The following is a 5,673-nucleotide window of genomic DNA, read 5'->3' as shown; positions in this document are numbered from 1 at the left end:
CGAGCGCCCCAATGTGGCCTTCGGTGCGTTGAACGCACCGAAGGCCGCCTTGGGTGCGTTCAACGCAACCAAGGCCACATTGGGGCGCTGTGGGTCAGCGGCAGCGGTAGCTGGACGCCGTCGCCGGGTCGCCACCCGTGTAGCGCGAAACCGACGGGAGCGGGCACAGGTTCCGGGTCTTGCCGTCCGCGGACGCCGCCGCCAGCGTGGCCGGGGCCTTGCCGTGCTCCACCCAGTCGACGAGCTGCCCGAGCGCGTTCGTCGGCTCGGGTCCGCCGCCACCGAAGCAGTGCTCGACGCCCGGGGCGAGGAACAGCCGATAGAAGTCGTTCACCCGCTGGGAACCACCCATCGTCCGCTCGACCTGCTCGCGGTAGGACAGCGTGCCGCCCGGCGGGATCAGCTGGTCGTTCGCGCCCACGAACGTGATCAGCTTGCCGCCGGCGCGGCGGAACGCCGACAGGTCCGGGTCGGACGTGCCGATGACGTCGTCGTACTCCCGCACCGACTGGCGGAACAGGTCGGCGAACTGGCCGTACGTCAGCTTCGAGGTGTCGAAGCCGGGCTGCTTCTCCAGGAACGACTGCACCCACTTGACGGCCACCGGGAAGCCGGGCGCGAAGAGCGTCCCGTCGGGGCCCGGCTGCGTGCCGGCCAGCCAGGTGAAGTCCGCGCCCTTGGGGAGCCCGGACCACAGCTTGCGGCCGCGCTCGTCGGTCGGGCCGGCCCAGATCTTGCGCATGACCTCGGCGTCCGCCGCCGTCACGGTGAACTCGTGGCCTTCGCAGACGACCTTCGTGCCGACCAGGCCGCGCGGGTCGTAGCCGCACTCGTCCGGCCGGTCGACGATGCCGTTGGTGACGCCGTCACGCGCGTCGCACGCCTGGACCGCCGCCTGCCGGAACGCCGAAAGCACGCAGGTGCTGGGGAAGTCGTGGCTCTGGTTCATGACGACCTGCGGCCACAGCGTCGCGACGGCGAACTGCGTCCAGTCGACGGCCGGGGCGTTGGCCAGGATGCCGTCGAAGTCGTTCGCGTGGTCCTGGGCCTCGGCGTAGCCCTGGCGGCCGCCGGTCGAGCAGCCGGTCCAGTACGAGTACGCCACCGGGCGGTGGTAGTACCGCTGCGTGACGGCCTTCCCGATCAGGGCCTCTTCGTGCACCGAACGGGTGGCGAAGTTGGTCAGGAGCGTCTGGTCGACCTGGCCGTCGGCGGTCACCGCCCACGACGTGTCGAGCCCGTCGAGGGACACGCCCGCGTCGGTCGTCACGCCGGTGTAGCCGTCCTTGACGGCCTGGGCGAGCCCGTCGAAGTTGCCGGCGGCGTAGGCGCTGCCGCCGAGGGCCTGCAGCCGCCCGGTCCAGCCGGTGTCGGGCAGGGCCACGGCGACCTTGACGTGGTCCGTGCCGGAGTGCGTCAGCGTGATGGTGAGCTGGCAGTACGCGGTCTTGTGTTCGGCCGTGACGGACTCGATCTTCGCGCCGGCGGGCGCCGAGATCGGGACCGGGGCACAGGCCGGCGTCGCGGCCGCCGCGCTCGGGGCGAGCGGGATCAGGCCGGTCAGCAGGAGCGGCACGGCGGCCGCCAAGAACTTCGGGAGGCGTCTCATCGGTTCCTCGGGTCGCTTGGGTGGACGCTGCGAAGCTAGGTGGCGGGGTGTGGCGCCCGCGCCCGTCGGATGACGCTGTCGATGTACGTCACTCGGCCTTGAGCTGCGGAAACATCGGTTGGGTAAGGTCGCTTCCATGGCGCTGCACGGGCGGGAAGCCGAGCTGAAGGAGCTGGGCGAGCTCGTCGACGGTCCCGAGGACCGCAGCGGCGTGGTCCTGCGCGGCGAAGCCGGCATCGGGAAGTCGGCGCTGGTGGCCGAGACGGCGGCCGCGGCGTCGGTCGCCGGGCTGCGCGTGCTGCGGACCGCCGGGGCCGAGGCCGAGCAGAACCTCGCGTACGCCGGGCTGCACCAGTTGCTCCACCCGGTCCGGGCGGGGGTGGCGGAGCTGCCCGCGCCCCAGCGTGAGGCGTTGCGGACCGCGTTGGGGCTGGCGGACGGCGCTTCGCCGAGCGCCTACCTGGTGGGGCTCGCGGCGCTGACGCTGCTGGCCGAGGAGGCGGCCGCGAAGCCGTTGCTGCTGGTCGCGGAGGACGTGCACTGGCTGGATCAGGCCAGCGCGGACGTCCTGGCGTTCGTGGCGCGGCGGATCGAGACCGAGCCGATCGTCCTGGTGGCGACGCTCCGGGACGGCGCTTCGTCCCCGCTGCTCGATGCCGGGTTGGCGCCGATGGTCCTGGAGCGGTTGGGGGCGGATGACGCGGCAGACCTCCTGGACGCGGTCGCGCCGCGCCTGGCACCGGCGGTCCGGACGCGGCTGTTGACGGAGGCGGCGGGCCATCCGCTGGCCTTGACGGAGCTGCCGTCGGGGCTGGCCGAGTTCGACGGGCTCGACCCGGTGCTGCCGCTGACGGAACGGCTGGAGCGGACGTTCACGGCGCGGGTGACAGGCCTGCCGTCGGCGACGCGGACGGCGCTGCTGGTCGCGGCGTTGAACGAGACGACCTCGTTGGCGGAGACGTTGACGGCGACGGGCGCGCTCCTGACGACGGACGCCGTCGAGCCGGAAATCCTTGCTCCCGCAGTGGAAGCGCGCCTGATCGAACTCTCCGCCGGCACCGTCACCTTTCGCCACCCGCTCATGCGTTCCGCCATCCCCGCGGCCGCCACCCCGACCGACCGGCGGCGCGCCCACCTCGCCCTCGCCGAAGCCCTCCGCGACCAGCCCGACCGGCGCGCCTGGCACCAAGCCGCCGCCACCGCCGGGGCCGATGAAACCGTTGCCGGTGCCCTCGAGCGCACCGCCGAGCGCGCCCGGTTCCGGGGTGGGGCCGCCGCCGCCATCGCCGCGCTCGAACAGGCCGCGCGGCTCAGCGAACAGCCCGAACGCCGGACCGATCGGCTGCTGAAGGCCGCCGAGCTGGCCGTCGAGTCCGGGCGGCGCGAGACCGCCGAACGCCTCGTCCACGCCGCGAATCCGGCGACCAAAAGCCAACGGGCCACCGCGAGCCGGCTGCTCAGCGAGTTCGAAGACGGCGTGCGTGAAGACCCCGCCCGCGTCGCCGAACTCGCGGTCACCGCCGGGGCCGTCGCCGCCGACGGCGAAACCGACGCCGCCCTCCGGATCCTCTGGAGCGCCGCCATGCGCTGCTTCTGGACCGAGCCCGGCGGCGCGGCCCGGAAAGCCCTGCTCGACGTCGCCGACCGGCTGCCGATCCCCGATGACGATCCGCGGGTCGTGGCCGTCACCGCCTACGTCGCGCCGTTCGAGCGCGGCGAAGCCGTCATAAGCCGGCTCAAGAAGCTCGCCGGGGCGACCGGTGCCGATCCCGAGGTCGACCGGTACCTGGGCAGCGCCGCCCTGCAGGTCGGCGCCTTCGACCTCGCCGGGCGGTTCTCCGCGGCCGCCGCGCCGGGGCTGCGGGCCCAGGGCCGGCTCGGGCTGCTGCCGCGGGCGCTGGCCGTCCAGGCGTGGAGCCGTGTCCGGCTCGGCGACCTCGCCGGGGCGGTGCCGGCCGCCGCCGAAGCCGCCCGGTTCGCCCGCGAGACCGGCCAGCCGTTCATGTACGGCCTGGCCACCGCCGTCCAAGCCGAGATCGCCGCCCTGCGCGGCGACCACAAGCAGGCGAAAATCCTGGCCGGCGAGGCGGAACGCGCCGGGCTCGCCGCGGGCGCCCGGCCGGTGCTCGCCACCGTCCAGCTCACGCGTGGGCTCATCAGCCTGAGCGAAGGCCGCTTCGACGACGCCTTCGCCGACCTGCGGCGGATGCTCGACCCGGCCGACCCCGCCTACCAGCTCGCCCTGCGCGCCTACTGCGTCGCCGAGCTGACCGAGGCCGCCGTCCGGGCCGGGCAGACCGACGCCATGCGCGACATCCTCGCCGAGCTGGAATGCCTGAAAACACCGTCGCCCGCCCTGCACATCGGGCTGAGGTACGCGCGGGCCGTGCTCGACCCGAGCGACGAGCGGTTCGCCGAAGCGCTGCGAGCCGACCTCGCCGGCTGGCCCGCCGAACGCGGGCGCGTCCACCTGGCGTTCGGCGAGTGGCTGCGACGGCAGCGGCGGGTCGTCGAGTCGCGGACGCACCTGCGCACCGCCCGCGAGACGTTCGACGCCCTCGGCATGACGGCCTGGGCCGAGCGGGCGCGGGGTGAGCTGCGCGGTGCGGGCGAGTCGAGCCCGAACCGCGGCCCGGACGCGCGGGAGAAGCTGACCCCGCACGAGCTGAGCATCGCCCGGCTGGCCGCCGACGGGCTGACGAACCGGGAGATCGGGCAGCGGCTGTACCTTTCGCACCGGACCGTCGGCACCCACCTGCACCGGATCTTCCCCAAGCTGGGCGTGAGCTCCCGCGCCGACCTCGCCGGGATGCTGAAGACCCTCGAAGGGTGACTTACACCGGCTGCGTCATCTGACGGGCGCGAGATCACCGGACCGGCTCTAACGTCGTGAAAGTCCCACGGTCTTTCGCACAGGAGTCAAGATGATCAGCAGGAGAAGGTTCGGGCAGGCGTTCGCGGCGGGACTGGCGGCGACCTCCTTGGCGGCCTGCTCGTCTTCGAGCGCCCCCGCGGCCGCACCCTCGAGCGCACCCGACCCGCGGGCCGGGTCGGGCGAGCACACCTCGCTCGGCGAGGTCAAGCACGCCGACGCCGGAGTGCTGACCATGGCCTACTACGAGTCCGGGCCGGCGACCGGGCAGCCGGTCGTGCTGCTGCACGGCTGGCCGTACGACCCGTACAGCTACGTCGACGTCGCGCCGATCCTGGCCGCGGCCGGCTACCGCGTGATCATCCCGTTCCTGCGCGGCTACGGCCCGACGACGTTCAAGTCGGCGCAGACCGTCCGCAACGGGCAGCAGGCGGCGGTCGCGCTCGACGTCGTCGCCCTGATGGACGCGCTCAAGATCGACAAGGCCGTCCTCGGCGGCTACGACTGGGGTTCGCGGACGGTCGACATCATCGCCGCGCTCTTCCCGGAACGCTGCCAGGCCGTCGTCGCGGTGAGCGGGTACATCGTCACGAACCTGGTGGCGAACCAGAAACCCCTGGCCCCTCAGGCCGAACTCGGCTGGTGGTACCAGTACTACTTCGCGACCGAGCGCGGCCGCGCCGGTTACGCGGCCAACCGCCACGACTTCAACAAGCTGATCTGGAAGACGGCGTCCCCCGCGTGGACCTTCGACGACGCGACGTACGACCGCAGCGCGGCGGCGTTCGACAACCCGGACCACGTCGACATCGTCGTCCACAACTACCGCTGGCGCCTGAGCCTCGCCCCGGGCGAGCCGCAGTACGAGGCGTACGAGCAGAAGCTGGCGGCAGGGCCGGCCATCACGGTCCCGGCGATCACGATCGCCAGCGACTTCGACGGCGCGGCCAAGGACGGCAAGGCCTACCGCGCGAAGTACACGGGCAAGTACGAGCACCGGATCCTCGACGGCATCGGGCACAACGTCCCGCAGGAGGCGCCGCGTCCGTTCGCCCAGGCCATCCTGGACGCTGCCCGCAGGTAAACGGTCGTGAGTGAGAAACATGCTTGAGCGGGTCCGCTTCGCGCCACTTCGCGACTTCGTCCGCGTCGCGGTAGCGGGTGGCGTCGTCGGCGTTGGTGTGGGCGTCGA

Annotated in this window: 3 protein-coding genes; 2 read left to right on the top strand and 1 reads right to left on the bottom strand. The window is 72.9% G+C overall.

Going from position 1 to position 5,673, the window contains the following annotated elements; genetic code table 11:
* Nucleotides 1–94: 94 nt before the first annotated feature.
* Nucleotides 95–1,609 carry a tannase/feruloyl esterase family alpha/beta hydrolase gene (locus AB0M59_RS53365; protein ID WP_364632071.1) on the bottom strand — a complete coding sequence of 505 codons (1,515 nt, stop codon included), beginning with the start codon at nt 1,607–1,609 and terminating at the stop codon, nt 95–97.
* Between the two features lie 136 nt (nt 1,610–1,745).
* On the opposite strand from AB0M59_RS53365, the gene AB0M59_RS53360 reads away from it, so the two are divergent.
* Nucleotides 1,746–4,442, top strand: a complete 2,697-nt coding sequence (locus AB0M59_RS53360; RefSeq protein ID WP_364632068.1) for an AAA family ATPase — start codon at nt 1,746–1,748, stop codon at nt 4,440–4,442.
* A gap of 91 nt (nt 4,443–4,533) precedes the next feature.
* Nucleotides 4,534–5,565, top strand: coding sequence for an alpha/beta hydrolase (locus tag AB0M59_RS53355; RefSeq protein WP_364632065.1), 1,032 nt, complete (start codon nt 4,534–4,536; stop codon nt 5,563–5,565).
* Nucleotides 5,566–5,673: the final 108 nt, after the last annotated feature.

The sequence above is a fragment of the Amycolatopsis sp. NPDC051371 genome (assembly GCF_040682155.1).
Classification (GTDB): Bacteria; Actinomycetota; Actinomycetes; order Mycobacteriales; family Pseudonocardiaceae; genus Amycolatopsis.
This window is presented reverse-complemented; position numbering and strand designations above follow the sequence as displayed.

Bases quoted from the DNA above. Each gene is read 5' to 3' on its own strand.
- AB0M59_RS53360 (WP_364632068.1), top strand. From the start codon at position 1,746: ATGGCGCTGCACGGGCGGGAAGCCGAGCTGAAGGAGCTGGGCGAGCTC.
- AB0M59_RS53355 (WP_364632065.1), top strand. From the start codon at position 4,534: ATGATCAGCAGGAGAAGGTTCGGGCAGGCGTTCGCGGCGGGACTGGCG.
- AB0M59_RS53365 (WP_364632071.1), bottom strand. From the start codon at position 1,609: ATGAGACGCCTCCCGAAGTTCTTGGCGGCCGCCGTGCCGCTCCTGCTG.